The following is an 18,984-nucleotide window of genomic DNA, read 5'->3' as shown; positions in this document are numbered from 1 at the left end:
ATTTCCTTACCTTTAATACGGTCTTACAATTCACAAACAATTAATTATGATACGTTCCATCTTATTAACCACAATGATTATGGCTTCAGGAACCCTTTTCAGTCAAAAACTAAAAACCGTATCCTACCAGGACGGCGCACAGAAACTGAATGGTCTCATTACCTCCAATGCAGGAAAAAAACTTCCGGGAGTCTTGATTCTTCCAGCCTGGAAAGGTATTGATGAAGAAGCTAAAACAGCTGCCATTGAACTTGAAAAGCAAGGTTATATTGCCTTTATCGCAGATATTTACGGTGAAGGAAAGATTCCGGCTGACAATGAATCTGCTGCTAAAACTTCGGGATATTACAAACAGAATTATCAGGAATATCAGAAAAGAATTTCGCTGGCATTGGAACAGCTGAAAAAAAATGGAGCAATTTCTGACAAAGTAGCTGTTATTGGCTACTGTTTCGGTGGTACTGGTGCATTAGAATCAGCAAGAGGGCATCTGCCTGTTGCAGGAGTGGTTTCTATCCATGGCAGCCTTGCGAGAGATCAGAGCCGAAAAAATGAAGCTTTAAGTGCTAAAATCCTGGTTGAAAATCCCGCAGATGATAAAAGCGTTACTCCTGATGATTACAACAACCTCATCAAAGAAATGAACGAAGGAAATGCCGACTGGCAGATTATCACATATGCTCATTCTAAACATACATTCACCGATCCGAAATCACCGGATTATAATCCAACAATGGCCAAAAGAGCCTGGAATCATACGCTGTTGTTCCTGAAAGAACTTTTAAAATAAACATAAAAAAGGCAAATTCAATACTTCTGAATTTGCCTTTTTACTTTTATATTTTTAAGCTTACTCTGGTTTAGCCTGCAGCTCCACATCATATTTCTTTGGAGAATATTTGGTTAAAGATCCTGTAGCAGCATCAATTCCCACTCCTATTGCTCCTCCCAGAATAATGTTCAGTAACGTTACGGCATTAAAAGTTTTTGTCAGTTTTACTTCTTTCTTCTCAAATCCCTCTTTTTCAAATGCAATCATCTGCTTACCTAAACCTCTTGGAATCTTAGTAGTACAAGGTGTTGTACATTTTTCTATTCCTTTGTGAAACACTTTTGCTCCTTCAGGATTTGAAGAAAAAGCGATTGAATCCTGAGTTCCGGTAAAAATACTAGCACATGAAGTGGTAGAAAGCGTGATTCCCAGCATGAGTACAATTGATAATTTGTTTTTCATAGATTTTAATTAGTTCATTTTTTTAAGTCCGCGAACTTACAAAATAATTCAAAAACAACTGCTACTAATTGGAGTAAATCTTTCACAAAACACAGTATCCATCAGGTTTTCAAGTTTATAAATCACAAAAGCGCACCAAAGTGCGCCTTCTCATCAATATTAGTTTTTACCGGTACATATTTATTTTTTTATCAATGGCAATGAACCTGAACTTCCGTTACTGGAACTCCAGTTGACATAATAGGTTCCTGATAATGAGGTTTGAATATCAATAGGCAGTTTAGCAGCTCCGGCTTCAATATCCGTCTTATATCCGTATACTGTTCTGCCTGCAATATCTGCAACCATTACAGTAATGGTTTCTCTTCCTGAAGCAGTATATAATAGTTCTGATAATCCGTTGCTTGGGTTTGGATAAAGTTTCGCTTTATTCTGTTCAGCTGTATTTGATTTACTCATCGTTGAAATCACAGGAGGACATGGCTGACATACATTACAAAGAAATTTAGTACATTGAAGAAGATATTCTGTAGATGCGGTACGGGTAAGAGTTACTCCGTATCCATAACTGTTAGTGGGACCAATATCATAGTATAATCCGCGATCCATATCAGGTGACCAGCAACCTGGAATAATCGTAGTAGAACCTCCAATGGCTGTTGGAACCGGATAGTATTTACTTGTCAGCCCGGGATTAGGAAAATAAACTTTGAAAGTCCGGATTGACGGTGGATAGCCCGGAAGTGAAAAAAGTAATGGAAACGTATAGATATGAGGGGCAGTTTGGGTTGTTGTAAAAACTTTGGTTTCTGGTGTTGAACCCGACTTGATTTCCAATGATACAGGAGAAGGTACAAATCCAGGCACGTTAGCTCCAACAAACTGTCTGGTTACATTTACTTTTGTACCGGAAACTGGAACAGATGGAACACCAGGATCCGTAATTACTGTTATCTGAGCACTTAAAGCCGTACTGCAAAATAAAGCAGCAAAAAGAAGAAAACCAGCTTTTCTTCCTTTTAAAAGCGAGTTTGATGATCGAAAGATCTTAGTTAAAGTTTTTTTCATAAGATAATATTTTTGTGATGGCATTCTTTGATTATCACGGGATGCCGTTACCGATAAACAGGTACAAGTTGTCTCTTTTTTAAGGAAAAAAAAAGAACTAATGAGCAAGTGAGCAGGATAAAAACCCAGGTGAGTATTTTGATGGTTTCAATGAGAAAAAGAGCTGTAAATATGACACATTCGGGTATTTCTCATTCTGGAGATTTTTCTATATTAGCCTGAAAACTATGTATCATTACCGTCTCATATTATTCCTTCTGTTTCATAGCCTCCTGATGTACAGTCAGAAGCCGCAACTTCGTCACTATAGCTTAAGTGACGGATTACCCAGCAATACGGTATACTCTGTCTATCAGGACAGCAAAGGGTTTATCTGGTTTTGTACAAGCTGGGGAATTTCCAGATTTGACGGGCATCATTTTGAGACCATTACCAGTAATCACGGACTTCCGGACAATGAAACCTTTCAGGCATGGGAAGATTCCTGGCAGCGATTATGGGTAAGCACCTATAACGGAAGCCCAACTTATATATATAATGGAAAAGTATATTCTGTACAGAATGATAAGCTATGCCGCCTCATGGAAAAAAGAGGAATCGATTTTTACGACATTGCTCCAAGATGGGATCTTTATTCTGATCAGCATAAGAAATATATTATAGGTAAAAACAGCATTTCCAATCCCAAAGACAGCACAGCACAATCTCCCCATCTGCATTTTTCTGATCAGGGCAATAATTATTACATTACTTTGAAAAAGATTATAAGGAAAGATAATCCGGGATTGACAACCATTTACACATTTAAGGAAAAAGCTGTAAGAGCCAGTTTTTATCTGAATGGCCATCTGTATGTAAGAAATTTAAAAACATTATATGATATTGTATTTAAAGGAACTACACCTCTGATTAAAAAAATTGAATTACCCAGCAATATTATCGACCTTACAATAGGTAAAAACAATAAAATATGGTGCTGTACCACAAGTGGAATTCTGGAATACGATCCTGATCGGCCAGCAGGTCAAAATCCATATTATATTGCCATGAAAGACATTGTAAGCTACAGCAGCTTTATAGATAAACAGGGTAATTGCTGGTATCCAACCAATGAAGGGGTCTATATGCAGCCGGCCAATAAAACCTTTATATATACCACGGCTGATGGGCTTATAGATAATAATGTTTTAGCTGTAAAATATTTGCCGGGAGGAAAACTTCTTGCAGGATATAGCAACAGTGCTATTATGATCAGAGATAAAAACAGCTTCAGACCTTTATATACACTGGGTGACGGACAATGGAACAGACTACGGTATTTTTTACCTATTGATAAAGATGCATTTTTTGTCGGAACAGACAGAGGTTTATACCAATGCAGTCTGACCGGAAATCAATACACAAAACTTCTGGAATTTTCTCAAAAATCAGCCTTCATCAGAAATAATACCGTACTGATAAGCTATACCAGTACAGAAAAAAAGAATCATCTTATTTATGACCTTAAAGAAGGAAAATTTAGACTGTTGCCAGCATTGAGTACCAATATAGCCGCCCCGGCAGCGGCCATTGATGCAAAAGGAATCTACTGGCTCGGAACAATACATGGATTATTTTATTATCATCCGGCTTTAAAAAAATTCATCCAGGATCCTGCTTTAGGCAGAAACCGGATAACGTCGCTGAATTTTCTGAAAGGCAGACTTGTTATCAGTACTCATTCTGATGGTATTTTTATTCGTGATGGGCAGAAAGTAATTAAGATAAATAAGACCAATGGGCTCATCAGTAATATCTGCGAAAAAGCTTATATAGATGAGAAAGAAAGGCTGTGGATTAATACAGACAAAGGATTATCCAGAGTCACTTTTGACGATCACATGCACTACTCTATTTACCACTTTTCGGCAGCCGATGGAGTTCCAAGCCACATGATTAATAACATTACATTCGGGGAAGGAAAAGCCTTTCTTGCTACGTCAAATGGGATTATTGTGATCAATCAGGATCAGGTTAGTAAAAGCCAGCCTTACAAAGTATATTTCCTGAAAGCCTCTTTTAAAGACAGTCTTGTTTATTACCCTAAAAAGATCAGCCTTAAATACAATCAGAATAATGCTCAAATCTCCTATACCGCTATTTCTTATCTGGATGAGAAGGATATTAAGTATAAATATCTTCTGTCCGGAGCAGAAAATGATACGGTAATCACAGAAGAAAGTACCTTAAATCTGGGAGCTTTAAAGCCCGGCAGCTATCATCTCAACATCTGGGCTTCCGGAAAAAATAATATCTGGAATACAACACCTGCAGTACTTGCCATTGTTGTAAACCCTCCCTTTTGGGAAGAACTATGGTTTATGGGAGGAATATTTCTGTTACTACTGATCTTAATGATCGTCATTTACAGACACCGTGTCAATATTATCCGCAAAAAAGAGGCTGAGAAAACGGAAAGAAAAAAGATGATTGCCGAGCTGGAAATGCAGGCGCTCCGTGCCCAGATCAACCCTCATTTTATCTTCAATGTTCTGAATGCCATTCAGAATTATTATGGTAAAGAAGATGAATTGAACGCCAATTATTATATGGCTGCCTTTTCGGACCTGATACGCAAAACCCTCACCCATTCCAAAGAACATTGGAATACGATTGAGAAAGAAATGGCTATGCTGAAAACATATATCGAGCTGGAGCAGATGCGTTTTAAAAATCATTTCATCTATGATATTTCTGTAGAACCGGGATTGGAGCAGATCAAAATTCCTACCATGCTTCTTCAAACTTATACAGAAAATTCCATCAGTCATGGATTGAGACATTTAAAAACCGGAGGAATTCTAAGGATTTCCTGCAGCCAAAGTGATGATTCTATCATATGCATCGTAGAAGATAACGGTGTAGGATTTGAAAAAGCCCGTGAATTTGACAGCAGGCCAGATGATTATAAATCTATGGGACTGAAAATTACTGCCGGCAGAATTTCCGCCATTAATGAGCTGTATGGAACCTCTATTTCTACAGAGATTATGGATAAGAATACTACAAATCCGGATGTACAGGGAACCATTGTCAAAATAACCATCAAAAACACTCCTTTTCTATGAGCAAAATAAAATCTATCGTTGTAGATGACGAACAGGAATCACGCGAAACCCTTCTTCGTTTCTTATCGAAATATTGCCCGGACGTTGAAATAATCGGGGAAGCAGATTCTGTGAATCAGGCTCTGGAAGTCATTAGAGAAACATCTCCGGAACTGGTATTTCTGGATGTCAATATGCCTGTAGAAAATGGTTTCAAGCTGTTTGAAAAGATATCGGACATTCATTTTTATACCGTATTCGTTACAGCTTATGATCAGTATGCTGTACAGGCATTTAAACATCATGCGGTAGATTATCTTCTAAAGCCCATTGTGATTCATGAACTGATCATTACAGTAAACAGGGTTGCCAAACTTTTAGAAGATAAAAATAAAATACAACAATTATCTGCCCTGCTTCAGCATATTAAAAACCCTGTAGAACAGAGCAAAATTGCACTGCCAACCATGGAAGGACTTGTTTATGTACATACCATGGATATTGTACGTCTTCAGGCAGATGATAATTATACGTCCATCTTTTTCAAAGGAGGAAAAAAAATGATGATATCCCATACACTGGCTTATTTTGAAGATACATTAAAAGACCAGGGCTTTGTCCGTATTCATCATCAGCACCTCATCAATCTTCAGCATGTCGAAAAATACATCCGGGGACGGGGTGGTTATATTATTATGAGCGATGAAACTTCTTTACAGGTATCTCAGAGGAAAAAAGATGAGTTTCTCCGGATTATTAAGAGATTAAAATAATAGAAAAAGGCAAATTCGCTGATTCGCCAATTTGCCTTTGTATGTTTTGATTTTATTAATCTACTCCTTATTCTTCTCTGTTTACCAGCTCCATAGAGAAAGCAGGCAGACAGATTGCAAGGTATTCGCAAGGTTCTGAAAACGGGTTGCTGTAACGGATTCTTGCTCCTTTTTCAATAAGAATGCTCTGTCCTTTTTCCAGAACAACAATTTCACCATCAATTTCAAATTGCTTTTTTCCTGAAATGATATAGGTAAATTCATCAAATTCTGGCGTCTGGTGAGGCTCGCTCCAGTCCGGAGGTGCTACCATATGAGCAATCGAAATAGTAGAATTTCCTGTAGAATTTCCCCAATGTTCTTCGATTAGTTTTCCGTCTGTAGTAGGCACTACAAATGGGGATTGCTGAATTTTATATTTTTTCATGCCCAGTCTTCTTTTTTGATTTCATAAACGAAATTGGTTCTTGAAGGTTCTGCAAAATAAGCCACTTCTTCTTCAGCAATTTTTTGTCCTCCCAATCTTTCCAAAGCGGTCTGCGAACGGAAATTTTCTTTTCCGATATGGAAGTGAACTTTATCTACAAACTGGAAGATATAATCCAGCATCAGCTTTTTAACTTTAGGATTGATTCCTTTCCCCCACGATTTTGTTCCATAGAAGGTATATCCAATGAAAATATGATTATCATCTTCATCAAAATCATAATAACGGCTGCTTCCCAATACATCTCCGGTAGCTTTATCAATAATTTTGAAAGCACCATTACTCTCTATAGCTCCTCTAAAAAAGTTTTCAAAAACCTCTCTCTTATAACGATCTTTATTGGGGTGTTGTTCCCAGACTTTAGGATCGGAAGCTACTTCATATAAAGATTCAAAATCCCCTTGCTGTAAGGGGATTAATTGAAATTCTTCATTCTCTAAAACAGGCTGAACAGAAAAATTCATTCTTTAGCTCTTTTTAGTAGAATCTGATTCTATTTTCTTGATTTCTTTCAACTTATCGGAAATCTTGATTACGGTATCTAATTTTGATGGTTTCAAAGGAACTTCAGCCTGAGCCATATCCCACTTGATCACCAAATTCCCTGTATTTTCATCTGTAGGATTCAAAGTGATTTCAAACCATTCCTGTTTGTCTGTCAATGTATTAACCGGTACCGTAACATCTACTACATCCTGCTTAGGGTCGTAAGTATATGCTCCCCATTGTTGGAAGTCCTTATTCAGGATTACTTTCCATTCTTTTTCTGTAGGAACAATGAATAATCCGTATGTTCCTGCCGGAACTGTTTTTCCACCGAAATTAACGGCCTGTCCGAAAGTAATTTTTGTAGACGAGTTAGCGCCTGCTCTCCAAACCTGACCGTAAGGAACCAATTCTCCGAAGATCTTACGTCCTTTCACCCCCGGTCTTCCATAATCGATGGAGATCTTAGACATTGAAAACTGCTGCTCAACCTTCTGACGCGGGCTTGCTGCCGGCACAGAATAATCCTGAGCAAAACTGAATGCTGACACTGAAATGCAAACTGCTATTATTAAATTTTTCACGTGTAAATTTTTGCTTAAAATTACAAAAATCAAAACAAAATAGCTTTCACAAACTTCGTTAATTTTTGTTTTACCGATATTTTTCTACGAAGGTATTTTTTAACCAAATCCTTATAAAAAGTAAATTATTAACTATTGAATATTTTACTTTTCTTAATAGCTTTCCCTTTTCTAAGTTGTATTGAATGAAAAACAGAAGGAACATCATTCGTCCAGGTTTTCAATATGAAAAGAATAGCGATAATCTCTGCTCTTGTCAACAATCCAACCCAAAAACAAAGGGTAAATAAAACAACAGACTGACATTGTAAAATTACCTGGACCAGTGTTCCAAAAAGCAATAAAGTCCAGATCTTGGCACCGATAGAATGTGTAGCTACCTCTTTTCTGAATTTTAAAAAGCTTACCAGATAAATAAGAGCTTCAGCTCCTGCAAGAATTATTATTTTGTAGGCATTTATTTTGAAAAACTCAGGACACTGAATATAAGCTGCAATCCCTACTGAGACAAAGAAAATCTGATCAACAGTAGAATCCAGACGTCTGAGTTTTTGTGTGGAAACATTCAGATGCCGGGCGATAATTCCATCAAAAATATCCGTCAATAATCCGATTGATAACAAAATAACTGTAATTATCTGATAGTTTTCGATTTTCAGAAGACTTAAAGAAATGATGATAAATCCGATAATCAGTCTGGAAAAAATTAAAATGGACGGGATTTTCGATTTCATAAAAAGATGGAAAAAACTTAATTTAAGTGGAGAAAGATAGGAATAAAAATGTTTTTACTATTTCTAAAACAAAATAGCCTTTTCCAGCTCCAGTAGTTTTTGTTTTCTCCAGATACCCCCTGCATAGCCAACCAATTCACCGTTTGAGCCTATCACACGATGGCAGGGAATTAAAATGGCAATTTTATTGATTCCGTTGGCTGTTCCTACGGCACGTATCGCCTTGGGATTTCCCAGTATTTCTGACTGCTGTTTATAGGTTCTTATTTCTCCCATCGGAATTTCACGAAGCAACTGCCAAACTTTTTCCTGAAACTCGGTTCCAGTAATAAACAACGGAACTTCAAAATGACTTCTTTTTCCTTCAAAATATTCTTTTAGTTCATCTTCCAGCTGCATGAAATGAGGATGTTCTTTTTCTACAATCTCTGCTTTCAGAATCTTTGACAAAGCCTTCAGCTGTTTTTCAATATTTTTCCGGTCTATGAACTCAAGCAGGCAGATTCCTTGATCTACGGCACAGGCAATCATTTCTCCCAATGGGGTTGATATGTTTTTTTGGTGTATAATTTCCATTAATTTAAAATTAAGCTTTTTTCGGAAATCATATCTTCTTTTTAATGCATTAAAATTCTTTTTATCTGCTCAATATGTCTTTCGTTATGATAAATTACAAACCGGAAGGTATCCCCCAGCTTCAGTTTGATCAGCGTTGAAATACTTATACTTGTTTTTATTTTTTCCAAATCAATATCTTGGGCTTTTTCCAGTAATTCAAGCATTTTTTCCTGCTGTTTTATGAATGTATCTATTACATCTTTATTCAGTTGGCTGTGGATGGGGTTCATTGTTTTAAGCGTTTTCATCTTATTCGGTTTCTCTTTGGGAAGCATGCTTTTAGCAAAATAATTCCCGAGAATTCCTGGCTTAAAATAAGATTGGGTAGATTTTCCTGCGGAGGAAATATTACGATTGATTTCAGGAATATAAAAATTTCCGTAGCGGTTAAGATGCTCCAGACATTCCAATGTACTCCAGCTGTCTGCTGAGGCTCTGAAGTTCAGCTCTTCTTCTGTTTTTAGTGTGAGTGTCCGCACATATTCTAAATGCTGGTATGTTCTTTCCTTTAATTCATTTAATAATGCTGAAGCTGAAATTTTCATTACTTTTTTTATGCAAATATCCTGATCTGATTTTTCTTAAATCTTGACTGAACTCAAGATTTTTTAAGTCTCGACAACGTTTCCGGCGACATTCTCAGATAATTGGCAATATATTTATTAGGAACTTCCTGAAAAAGCTTCGGGCTTCGTTTTAAAACCCTCTCGAAACGTTCGCCAGGAGCATTGATCAGCAGGTCTTTTTCTCTTTCAAGCTGCTGCAATACCAGATCTTCCAGAACATTTATCCAGAATTTCATATGTTCCTCATCTGATTGTACAAACTCATAAAAATCCTTTTTTGAAGCTATTTTTACTGTTGCTTTCTTAATCGCCTGAATATAAAGATCTGATGATTTTCCCGATAAAAAAGAATCCAGACTGACAATAATATTTCCGGTATACCCGAAACGAATAATCCTTTCCTCATTTTCATCCATCATAAAAATCCGGACACTTCCGCTTTCAATATAATAAATGCTAGTATCCGTACTGCCCGAAATTTTGAGAAACTCATTTCTCCTGAATTCTTTCTTTTCCCAATAGATTCCGCTCTGAAGCAATTTTTCAACCATTTCATTTTATTATTTGCTTTTCCAAAGATAATAGGTAATTTTAAAGTTTTAAAACACTAATCACTGATAATGCTCAAAAGAACAGTACTTTTCATACTGCTTTCTGCCGGATTTTATGGTATGAAAGCACAACAGACCATTCCCTTCCGGATCACAAAGCACAATAATATTATTGTCAAAACCCTTGTCAACAAAAAGGATTCACTCGATCTGATGTTTCAGATCGCCATGAAAGATTACTCAATTTCTCCCGAACGAAAACGGAAAGCCGATCATATTATTTTCAACAAAGAAGAAATAAGTGACCACAATACCGTTCAAATCGGAAAAATTACCCAGAAAAATGTGCGTTTTTTTGATAATCAGTTAACAGGACATGAAGCTGACGGAAAAATAGGAACAGGAATTTTTGGCGGGAAAGCATTTCAAATTGATTATGACAACAACCGGTTTGTGATATACGATAAAATTCCAGATCTGAAAGGGTATCAGCCGATCAATATCATTTTAGACCATGACGGGTTTTACCTTGCCGGAGATAATATCATTGATGACCAACAGCAGGAAGCCTATTTTGTACTGCAATCAGGATTTTCAGGAGCTATTCTGTACAGCAACGAGTTTGCAGAGGCAAAACATCTGGACAAAAAACTGAAGATAACCGGAGAGAAAACCCTGAAAAACTCTGAAGGCAAAACTTTAACGACTAAACAGGCCATTCTTCCTTTTTTTAAGTTGGGAAATAATACATTTAAAGATATTTCCGTAGGATTTTTCTCAGGCGAACTTAAAACACAAAATGTAAGTTATCTCGGGGCCGATATGCTCCGCCGGTTCATTTGGATTTTTGATGCTGAGAGAAAAATGGCTTACATCAAACCCAGCAAATATTTTTCGGAGCCTTATTATAAAATGAATTAGAATACTATAAATTATTAAGAAAGATGATGAAGCTTAAAACTATCGCAGTCCTTTTACTTTTTCAATTGGTTATTGTTAGTTGCCAGAAAGAAGAGAAAAAAGTAGTAACTACAGAATCAAAAATCACGAATGATACTATAAAAACAGTAAAAACTGAAGAGAAAATAGATTACAGCAACTTTAATATTTTCAGTCTGTCTATCATCTCATCAGCAGAAAAGGATTCTGATATGGATATTTTTATTTCTGTTTCGGATATTTATGAAGGAGCACAACCTATTCCTGCAGATATTATTAAAAATCAGAAGCAGATGACTTATGAAGAACTACAACATTTTGAACTGGATGCCTCCAGCAGAAAAAAACTGCTCAGCGGGATTCGCCTTACAGAAAAGGATTCTCTGTATATTTATGAGCATGGCTCTAACAAACTTCAAAGAATGCCAGTCAGCCAATTAAAAGCTGTAGCCTATTTAAGTCCCTATTCAGATAGTGAAGAAGTAGACCCGGAGTCTTATATGATGGGATTTCAGGTAGCCACTCACCAAAAAACAACAGACTACGACCGATACAATAATGCCATTGCTTATTTTGGAAATAAAAATCCTTTTGTAGAAAATAAAATGAAGGCTGTGAAATGGCAAAAAGCCGGAGCTGATATTTCAAAAAAATACTTTTCTCACTCAAAACTGGCTCAGGGAAAAACTTATCAGTCACAATATGAAAATATGACCTATTATCTGCAGGATTATCTTGAAGAGGGAAATACTGTGGAGCGTAAACTTGCAGTCATCAATGATCGTAAGGAAAAGATTGCTGAGAAAACATTTAGTCTTGCAGGAAGTGATGGTGGAGAATTTCTTCCTCTTTATGGAATAGATGCCGATGAAGCCAATGTTTTTCAATATACAGGTCATCTTTTCAAAGGAAAACCTCCTGTTATTTTCGGATTCATTGCGCAATCTTTTGGCTGTCCTTCTGTTAGTTTTTTAGATCAAAAAGAGAAGGATTTTCCGATTAATTGTGATAACAGACATTAACTTTTGGAAAAGGTTTGCCTGGATTCCTACGGAATGACAAACTGTGCGGATAGTCTTTTAGAATAAATCTGCATTAGCAAAACTTCATTTTAGAATTATAATAAATAAAAAAGCAAATCTGTTGATGAACAGATTTGCTTTTTTTTGTTACTATTTCTTAGGATAATATTTGTCTTTCAGACTCATAAAATAGGTTTCGGATTCTGTAAAACCATTGCTCTTCATGAATTTGATCACTACATTCAGATAAGCTTCTGATGGAGTAAAGTCTGTACCCATTTTTTCGGAAAACTTTTGATAATCTTCTTCCAGCAGTTTGGGATTTTTTGCCAACTGTTTTATATCGGTTCTGAACCCTTTAAATATAAACTTTAAAGCTTCATAATTTCCGGGATAGGAAACGGTTCCGTGGGTTTCTCCTGCAAAAAAACTATGTTTATAGTTTAGAGTTCCGTTCTTTTCTATAATTCCTTTAAATTCTTCAATAGCCTGTGTCATATCAGAATTCCAGTTTTTCTGCTGTTCTTCATTATCTGCCTGAGAAACATACAATGATTTTTTTTCAGGAAAGTTCTTATTCTTTTCCAGATAATCTTTCGTTCTTGCAATGGTCACTTTATTATCCCACCATAAACTGGGATCATTCGCAACATAAGCATTAAAATAATCAGGATGTAAAAGGAAGGTATTGATGGCAAACAGTCCTCCGAAAGAATGTCCTACCAACACAGAATAATTCTGAGTTCTGTAGTTTTTGCTGATAAAAGGTTTCAGCTCTTCCTGCATAAATTTTACAAATTTTTCACCTCCTCCGCTGTCTGCAAAAAGAGTAAGAGCAGGATTTACCGGACTTTTCTTTTCAGATTTTGTCGGGGTAAGATCTCTAGTTCTTTCTGTGTTTTTAATTCCGACAACAATACATTCCGGGATATCGGCATACGGTGTTCTGGCAATGAAATCCGTTAATCCTGTATAATATTCAAAATTGATTTCTCCGTCTAAAAGATAGATGACCGGATATTTTGCGGGATTGATGGTATTGTCGTTATACGTTTTAGGCAGATGAATCCAGATTTCTCTGTTTTCGTTTAAAACTTTTGAAAATAAGTTCTGCTTCTCTCCTATCGTCAGTTTTTCCTGGGCTTTTCCCAAGGAAAACAATAAAAATAAGGGAAGGTAAATTATTTTAAACCAGTTGTTCATGGTGTGAGTCTTTTCTATGTTGATGAATATTTTTAATTTCGTTATTCTTTTTGGGTGATTTGTTTCTTCTGCCCCACCAGATCAGGAATCCGGTAATTGGGAGACTTGTACATATAATTCCGATAATGAACGTGAATATTTTACCGAACATTCCGCCCCAATAGCCCACATGAAGATCAAAATTCATATGTTCTATTACCTCATGCATCTGAACTTCTTTAGGATAATCAATCTCTTTTCCGGTGTATTTGTTGGTTTCCATACTTTTTCCGTTGACAAGGCTTTTCAACCCAATAAACTGAGCTACTCCCACATGATATACCGTTGCGGAATCATTTCTCGGAATACTCATTCTGAATTGTTTTGCATCGGGAAACTCCTTAAATTTTCTGTCTATAAAATCAGTATAGGACAATGCTTTTTTCTCCGGATCAAACTTAGGTTCATATTTTTCTGCAATGGTATGGACATCCACAGCTCCACCGAAAGTCTTCTGAGTAAGATTGGTTAAAACTTCATAAGCCATAATCAGTCCTGTAATGGTAATAAACACTGCCGGAAACAATGAGTAAAATCCAAAAACATTGTGAAAATCATAGTTTTTTCTGCGCCATTTTGTTCCGGATTTGATTTTAAAAGCGGTTGTTCTTGTTGTTTTGTTCCATTTTTTAGGCCACCAGAGAATTAATCCACCGATGAGCTGAATAAAGAAGATGATTGAGGCAATTCCAACCACTGTTTTCCCGAATTTCCCAGCCAACAACTGGGCGTGAATATGGGCTACAACATAGAAAAACTCATAGCTTTTTGTAGAACCAATGAGTTTTCCGGTGTAAGGATCAAGATAATGATAAGCAAATACACCTCTTGGACCTCTCCCTTTCTTCTTTGGTTTTTCTGCTTTACCTGTAGTTTTATCTTTAGGCGGTTGAGTTGCTGAGGCTACTCTGAAACTTCTGTCTGCTTCTTTGTAGGTATCAAAATAGAATGCTTTTCTGTCCGGAACCTGTTGATGAAACTGTGCAAGCAACTCTTCAGGTGCCATTTTTTTAGCATTGACTGGTACTTGAACGTATTTAGCACTTCCTCCGCATAGATCTATGATTTCGTCACAGAAGACAAATACAGTCCCCGAAAGAGTAACTGTAAGCACAATGATCCCGGAAACCAGCCCGAGCCAGAGGTGCAGCCAGCCGGTGATCCTTTTGGTAAGAGATTTTCCCTGCTTTTTTTTAGGATTCGTTTTTTTGTTCTCCATATCTGTTTTCATCCACTTGAAAATGTAGGTGTAGAAAATGCAAAGGCGCAATAGAATTTATAATGGCGTGTTTGTAAAGTGAAAAGAGTTATTTCTACTGCCATTTTACTTTAGCATATTTGAAGGCTTCAGAAATAGATTGTATTATAAATCAAAGCATTGCACCTTTGCGGTTTTCATCCTTATATTTTCTTTGAGATTATTTTTTGTTCTTTTTATGATTAAAATTTGAAGGCAAAATTGGCAAGGATTTCTCTCGGCTTCTGCGGCTGTCCGTAGAAGTTCCAGTAGCTTTCATTCAACGCATTATTCATTTTCAGACCGATTCTGTATTTTTTCTTGTCATAGAAAATAGTAGCCCCTACAGTAGTGTAAGAAGGAGCTAGAAAATGATTAACAATGTTGATGTACGTTTGATCTACAAAATTAAATCCGGCTCCGAAACCAAGTCCTTCATAAGCACCATCCATAATTTTGTAGCTTGTCCATAGGTTGGCTACATGTTTTGGTGTCCAGGCGATTCTTTTTCCACTGTCTTTGCTTCGGTCGTCATATTTATTATCATTATAACCATATCCTGCAACGATATTCCATCCTTTGAAGGGGTTCGCAATGATACCTATTTCCAGTCCCTGACTTTTGATATTCCCATCCTGAATACTTCCTATTCCACCAGGATCTGCAACCAGTCTGTTTTTAACATTAATATTATAATAACTTACGGTTGTCAGTAATTTTTTATGAAAAAGATCTACTTTAAAACCTGTTTCAATCTGATTTCCCTGCTCAGGATCCCATTTTGTCAAAACACCGGTTTCATTCAATGATGGGGCATAGTTTTTAAATCCATTCACGTAATTGGCAAAGAATGAAATCTGATCTTTTACTATCTCATACACCAATCCGAACTTTGGTGAAAACTGGGTCTGGCTGTACCCTGTAACTTTATTTTCGGGATATCCGTTTTTGGTAGAGATTTCTACACCGTTTACTACTGTATCGTCATTTTTATAACTGTCTACTCTCAAACTTGCCATTACCAATAAGTTATCTGTGATATTCAAAACATCAGAGATATAACCGCTGATTGTTCTGAATGTTGTAATATCCGATTCTGTAGATTTTCTTTCCTTATTCATGAATTTGTTTCTTGAGATAGGATCCCATGCTGAAGAACTGTCCAGATTTACTTTATCATAAGGCATGAAAACATTGCTGTATCCGTTGGCTTCGTAGTAAGGGAACTGATATTTTGTTCTTTGCTGGAAGTAATCTATTCCCACTACCAGACGGTTTCTTAGATTTCCTATTTTAAAATCTCCAGTGAAATTCTGCTGAATATTGTCTGTGGTTACTTTAAAACTGTCAAAAGGACGGATCATTCTTTCTACCTGATTGTTATTCAAATATCTAAGAACTAAAAAGATAGATTCATTTTCATTGGCTTCTCCTCTTTGGTAAGATGTTCGAGACGTCCATTGATCATTGAATTTATGAGTCACCTCAGCCATCGTTACAAAATTGGTTCTTTTGGAACCGATATCATTACTTGTAAATGCTCTTTTATAGGCTACTTCCAGATCTTTCATCGAATGTAAAGTCAGTTTTTCTGAGTTTCTTACATACGCATTCAATGTTTTGTCCGGTGCATGAAACTCAGTATCAAGTATTACTGTGGTTTTGTCACTTACTTTATATAAAACACTTCCTGAGAAGAACAGACCTTTGTTATAGCCTGCATCCTGAAAAGAATCCTGAGAATACGCAGCGACATTGAATCTTGCCAATGCTGTTTTTTCTTTATTTAAAGGGGTATTCACATCTGCTGTGATTCTGTTCATTCCCCAGCTTCCGGTAGTATAATTGATAATTCCTCCGAAATTTTCCTGTGGCTTTTTAGTCACAATATTTACCACTCCGCCATAGTTGGCTAGTGTTCCTCCGAATAAGGTTCCGGATGGCCCTTTAATTACTTCTACTCTCTCGATATTAGCGATCTCCGACTGTACTCTTGGGTTTTGAGTCAATCCGTTTCTAAAACTGGCGTTTGAACTAAATCCTCTCATGAAAATATCGTTTCCGCTGTCATTAACACTGTTGCTTACGACTACACCGGGAGCAGAAGCCATGGCTGTATTGAAGTCCATTGCGCCCATTTCACTGATGATTTCTTTGGGAACAAGGTTGTAAACTGTAGGGTTTTCAAGGTTTTCCAGAGGAAGTCTTGCGATGGATTCAGATTTTTTGGTTCTGTAATTATGAGTTCCCTGAAGTGATACGGACTGAATTTCGGCCACTTTAATGGTATCCGTTTCCTGGGCACTCAGCATCGTTACTGCTAATAGAGCTGCAGAAATAATCGTTTTTTTCATGTTTATAATTAAGTTAGTTCTGCAAAATTATCTTATTTTTATTAATTCTAAATAAAAACATGATACAAATCATAAAACTTCCTTCATGAAACAGCCCTTCAATAAAGGATTTTATGAAAATAAACAACAATTAGAATTTAAATTTTTCTTATCTTCATGACTCAAGTAAAGCTAATGATTGATTATAATTTTTAAAAATGAGCAACTATATCCAAGAAACCATTCAGCAATTTCTACAGTTTATGTCGGAAAGAAATCTAACAGAATTAACTGATCTTTTTTCTGATACTGTAGACTGGTATATCCCTGGTGATGAACAAAAAGCGCCATGGCTGGGAATAAGAAATAATAAGCAGGAAGTCTCCGCCTTTTTTGAACTGTTATGGAAAAATACAGAACCCATTTCTGCAAAAATTGATCATATTTTCAACGATGATGAAAATGTTGTGATCACTGGAGAATTTGTAACGAAAATGCTTGAAACAGGCCATATTGTAGAGTCTTTATTCTGTATTCAGATGCGTATTCAGAATAATAAAATTACTCGCTACAGACTGCTGGAAGATAGTTTGGCTGTTTCAAAGGCTCTGGAAAAATAGTTAAGGACTACTTAAATGAGATTCTTTGAACAATGTTCGCAGAACTTCATTCTGTGTCAGAATGACAAAAGTCGAATGATTCGACTTTTGAGATAATGATAGGTAATAATTTTTATTAAACCTAAAATTACCTTTTCTATATCACGGCAGCTGCCATCATCGACATATAATAATTGGCACAATGGAGTGCGTTGATTAAAACAATTTCTTTTTCCGGAAAGGTTTCAAAAGCATCAGATGTAGTAATCTGGTATTCATAATTCATGGAAGTCCATTTCAGATGGGGTTTTATCACCATCAGCTCTACGCCATCCTGATCTGTGAGGACAAATGATTCTTTAAAAATGCCTCTGTGTTTAAAAAGATAGCCATTTTTAATCCCATCAAAATAGGTCTGCACTACAATTTCCCCATTCCAGTTCATTCTGAATTTCAGAAGTACTCTTTCATGATCTTTCAGCTCAATAGTGGTTCCCCAAAAACCTTTTGGCTCCACCTGATAGGTGCGACCATCTGCAATTTCAATGACAGCATTAAATTTGAACCAACTTGTATAAGTAAGTTTTCCAATTAATTTTTCTTCTCTTGTGACTTCAAAAGATAAAGAATTGCTTGATTTTGCGTAATATTCTGCCATGGTTATATTATAATTTGGTGGAATTTTTATTAGTTTTTAAAAAATAATAACAGCTTGAATTTTAACGCTCTAATTTATAAATAATTCGGTAAACATAATGTAATTTTTAAGCTGGTGTGATAAAAATGATTGATAATTAATTATATTAATCTTCCTTTATTGGGTCAATTGCTTGTAAATTTTCATTAAAGACAATAATCAGCAGATTCTTTTGCCATAAAAAACCTCATAGCTTTCAGAAATCTATAAGGTTAAATCTTTTGCAGATCAATTTTATTCAATCTTTGTAAAATGAAATTTTAAAGTTCTAATTTATTTTATAAACATAATCGTTCGTGATAAGCCTGCTTTTATCCTTCAGGTCCGCAGGATAAAAAATTGTTCCATCAATCTCAACACTTTTAATCCTATATCTCCAGCTGCCATTATAGCTTTTGTAAATTTTTGTTGTTGAATTTGGATAAAGCTCAAGAACAATGGAAGAATCTCTCACTTCTATTTTTTCAAGAGACTTTGGATTCTTGATTTTATAAAAAGCCCGGGGTGACAGTATTCCATTCTCATAATTAAACCCAAAACTGCCGGATTCATTATCAATTGATTTTGAAATGGGATAACTGTAATTGATCTTTATTATTTTTTTGGAGCCAGCCAGGTTTTGAATATAAAAATCAGTTAACCAAGAACATCCTGAAAATATTGTTATGAAAATAAGACTTAAGAGTCCTATTGTAATTGATTTTATACTCATGTACTTAAGTTTAAAT

General features: G+C 36.0%; 20 protein-coding genes. 6 read left to right on the top strand and 14 right to left on the bottom strand.

Annotated features, from left to right (window positions below; all coding sequences use genetic code 11):
- Positions 1-46 precede the first annotated feature (46 nt).
- Positions 47-790, top strand: a complete 744-nt coding sequence (locus LKL37_RS03055) for a dienelactone hydrolase family protein (protein WP_431609129.1) — start codon at positions 47-49, stop codon at positions 788-790.
- Between the two features lie 60 nt (positions 791-850).
- On the opposite strand, the gene LKL37_RS03050 is transcribed toward LKL37_RS03055, so the two are convergent.
- Complete coding sequence (locus tag LKL37_RS03050; RefSeq protein WP_105701652.1) at positions 851-1,234, bottom strand: PEGA domain-containing protein; 384 nt, start codon at positions 1,232-1,234, stop codon at positions 851-853.
- Positions 1,235-1,414: 180 nt separating this feature from the next.
- A complete protein-coding gene (locus tag LKL37_RS03045; RefSeq protein WP_431609128.1) occupies positions 1,415-2,302 on the bottom strand; it encodes a T9SS type A sorting domain-containing protein in 888 nt (295 codons plus the stop codon).
- Positions 2,303-2,577: 275 nt separating this feature from the next.
- Between LKL37_RS03045 and LKL37_RS03040 the strand changes: the two genes are divergently transcribed.
- Together LKL37_RS03040 and LKL37_RS03035 are read left to right on the top strand one after the other, a co-directional pair.
- Positions 2,578-5,409, top strand: coding sequence for a histidine kinase (locus LKL37_RS03040; protein WP_431609127.1), 2,832 nt, complete (start codon positions 2,578-2,580; stop codon positions 5,407-5,409).
- Entirely contained in the window at positions 5,406-6,161 is a 756-nt protein-coding gene (locus LKL37_RS03035; protein ID WP_431609126.1) for a LytR/AlgR family response regulator transcription factor, read from the top strand. Before LKL37_RS03040 ends, LKL37_RS03035 begins: the two co-directional genes overlap by 4 nt.
- 67 nt (positions 6,162-6,228) lie before the next feature.
- Here the strand turns inward: LKL37_RS03035 and LKL37_RS03030 are convergent, their stop codons facing one another.
- From LKL37_RS03030 to LKL37_RS03000, 7 genes are all read right to left on the bottom strand, one after another.
- Positions 6,229-6,588 carry a cupin domain-containing protein gene (locus tag LKL37_RS03030; protein ID WP_431609125.1) on the bottom strand — a complete coding sequence of 120 codons (360 nt, stop codon included), beginning with the start codon at positions 6,586-6,588 and terminating at the stop codon, positions 6,229-6,231.
- Entirely contained in the window at positions 6,585-7,112 is a 528-nt protein-coding gene (locus LKL37_RS03025; protein ID WP_431609124.1) for a GNAT family N-acetyltransferase, read from the bottom strand. The genes LKL37_RS03030 and LKL37_RS03025 overlap by 4 nt, the downstream gene beginning before the upstream one ends.
- A gap of 3 nt (positions 7,113-7,115) precedes the next feature.
- Positions 7,116-7,718 (bottom strand): DUF2911 domain-containing protein, encoded by a 603-nt coding sequence (locus tag LKL37_RS03020; protein ID WP_431609123.1) that lies wholly within the window; start codon positions 7,716-7,718, stop codon positions 7,116-7,118.
- 128 nt (positions 7,719-7,846) lie between these two features.
- Complete coding sequence (locus LKL37_RS03015; RefSeq protein WP_431609122.1) at positions 7,847-8,452, bottom strand: CDP-alcohol phosphatidyltransferase family protein; 606 nt, start codon at positions 8,450-8,452, stop codon at positions 7,847-7,849.
- A gap of 63 nt (positions 8,453-8,515) precedes the next feature.
- Positions 8,516-9,028, bottom strand: coding sequence for a methylated-DNA--[protein]-cysteine S-methyltransferase (locus tag LKL37_RS03010; RefSeq protein WP_431609121.1), 513 nt, complete (start codon positions 9,026-9,028; stop codon positions 8,516-8,518).
- A 41-nt stretch (positions 9,029-9,069) separates the two neighbouring features.
- The gene (locus LKL37_RS03005) at positions 9,070-9,615 is read right to left on the bottom strand and encodes a DinB family protein (protein ID WP_431609120.1); all 546 of its coding nucleotides are present in this window, start codon (positions 9,613-9,615) and stop codon (positions 9,070-9,072) included.
- A gap of 53 nt (positions 9,616-9,668) precedes the next feature.
- Positions 9,669-10,187, bottom strand: coding sequence for a Crp/Fnr family transcriptional regulator (locus LKL37_RS03000; protein WP_431609119.1), 519 nt, complete (start codon positions 10,185-10,187; stop codon positions 9,669-9,671).
- Positions 10,188-10,256: 69 nt separating this feature from the next.
- Between LKL37_RS03000 and LKL37_RS02995 the strand changes: the two genes are divergently transcribed.
- Complete coding sequence (locus LKL37_RS02995; RefSeq protein ID WP_431609117.1) at positions 10,257-11,108, top strand: hypothetical protein; 852 nt, start codon at positions 10,257-10,259, stop codon at positions 11,106-11,108.
- A gap of 23 nt (positions 11,109-11,131) precedes the next feature.
- Positions 11,132-12,148, top strand: coding sequence for a hypothetical protein (locus tag LKL37_RS02990; protein ID WP_431609116.1), 1,017 nt, complete (start codon positions 11,132-11,134; stop codon positions 12,146-12,148).
- Positions 12,149-12,298: 150 nt separating this feature from the next.
- Here the strand turns inward: LKL37_RS02990 and LKL37_RS02985 are convergent, their stop codons facing one another.
- The 3 genes from LKL37_RS02985 to LKL37_RS02975 form a co-directional block, all read right to left on the bottom strand.
- A complete protein-coding gene (locus LKL37_RS02985; RefSeq protein ID WP_431609115.1) occupies positions 12,299-13,351 on the bottom strand; it encodes an alpha/beta hydrolase in 1,053 nt (350 codons plus the stop codon).
- The gene (locus LKL37_RS02980) at positions 13,335-14,609 is read right to left on the bottom strand and encodes a PepSY-associated TM helix domain-containing protein (protein ID WP_431609114.1); all 1,275 of its coding nucleotides are present in this window, start codon (positions 14,607-14,609) and stop codon (positions 13,335-13,337) included. The genes LKL37_RS02985 and LKL37_RS02980 overlap by 17 nt, the downstream gene beginning before the upstream one ends.
- 221 nt (positions 14,610-14,830) lie before the next feature.
- Positions 14,831-16,981 carry a TonB-dependent siderophore receptor gene (locus tag LKL37_RS02975; protein ID WP_431609113.1) on the bottom strand — a complete coding sequence of 717 codons (2,151 nt, stop codon included), beginning with the start codon at positions 16,979-16,981 and terminating at the stop codon, positions 14,831-14,833.
- Between the two features lie 197 nt (positions 16,982-17,178).
- Between LKL37_RS02975 and LKL37_RS02970 the strand changes: the two genes are divergently transcribed.
- Positions 17,179-17,580, top strand: a complete 402-nt coding sequence (locus LKL37_RS02970) for a nuclear transport factor 2 family protein (RefSeq protein WP_431609112.1) — start codon at positions 17,179-17,181, stop codon at positions 17,578-17,580.
- 136 nt (positions 17,581-17,716) lie between these two features.
- On the opposite strand, the gene LKL37_RS02965 is transcribed toward LKL37_RS02970, so the two are convergent.
- Positions 17,717-18,217: a hypothetical protein gene (locus LKL37_RS02965; protein WP_431609111.1), complete on the bottom strand. Its 501-nt coding sequence runs from the start codon at positions 18,215-18,217 to the stop codon at positions 17,717-17,719.
- 307 nt (positions 18,218-18,524) lie between these two features.
- The gene (locus LKL37_RS02960) at positions 18,525-18,968 is read right to left on the bottom strand and encodes a hypothetical protein (RefSeq protein ID WP_431609110.1); all 444 of its coding nucleotides are present in this window, start codon (positions 18,966-18,968) and stop codon (positions 18,525-18,527) included.
- Positions 18,969-18,984: the final 16 nt, after the last annotated feature.

The organism is Chryseobacterium sp. 'Rf worker isolate 10' (assembly GCF_050753305.1).
Classification (GTDB): domain Bacteria; phylum Bacteroidota; class Bacteroidia; order Flavobacteriales; family Weeksellaceae; genus Chryseobacterium.
This window is presented reverse-complemented; position numbering and strand designations above follow the sequence as displayed.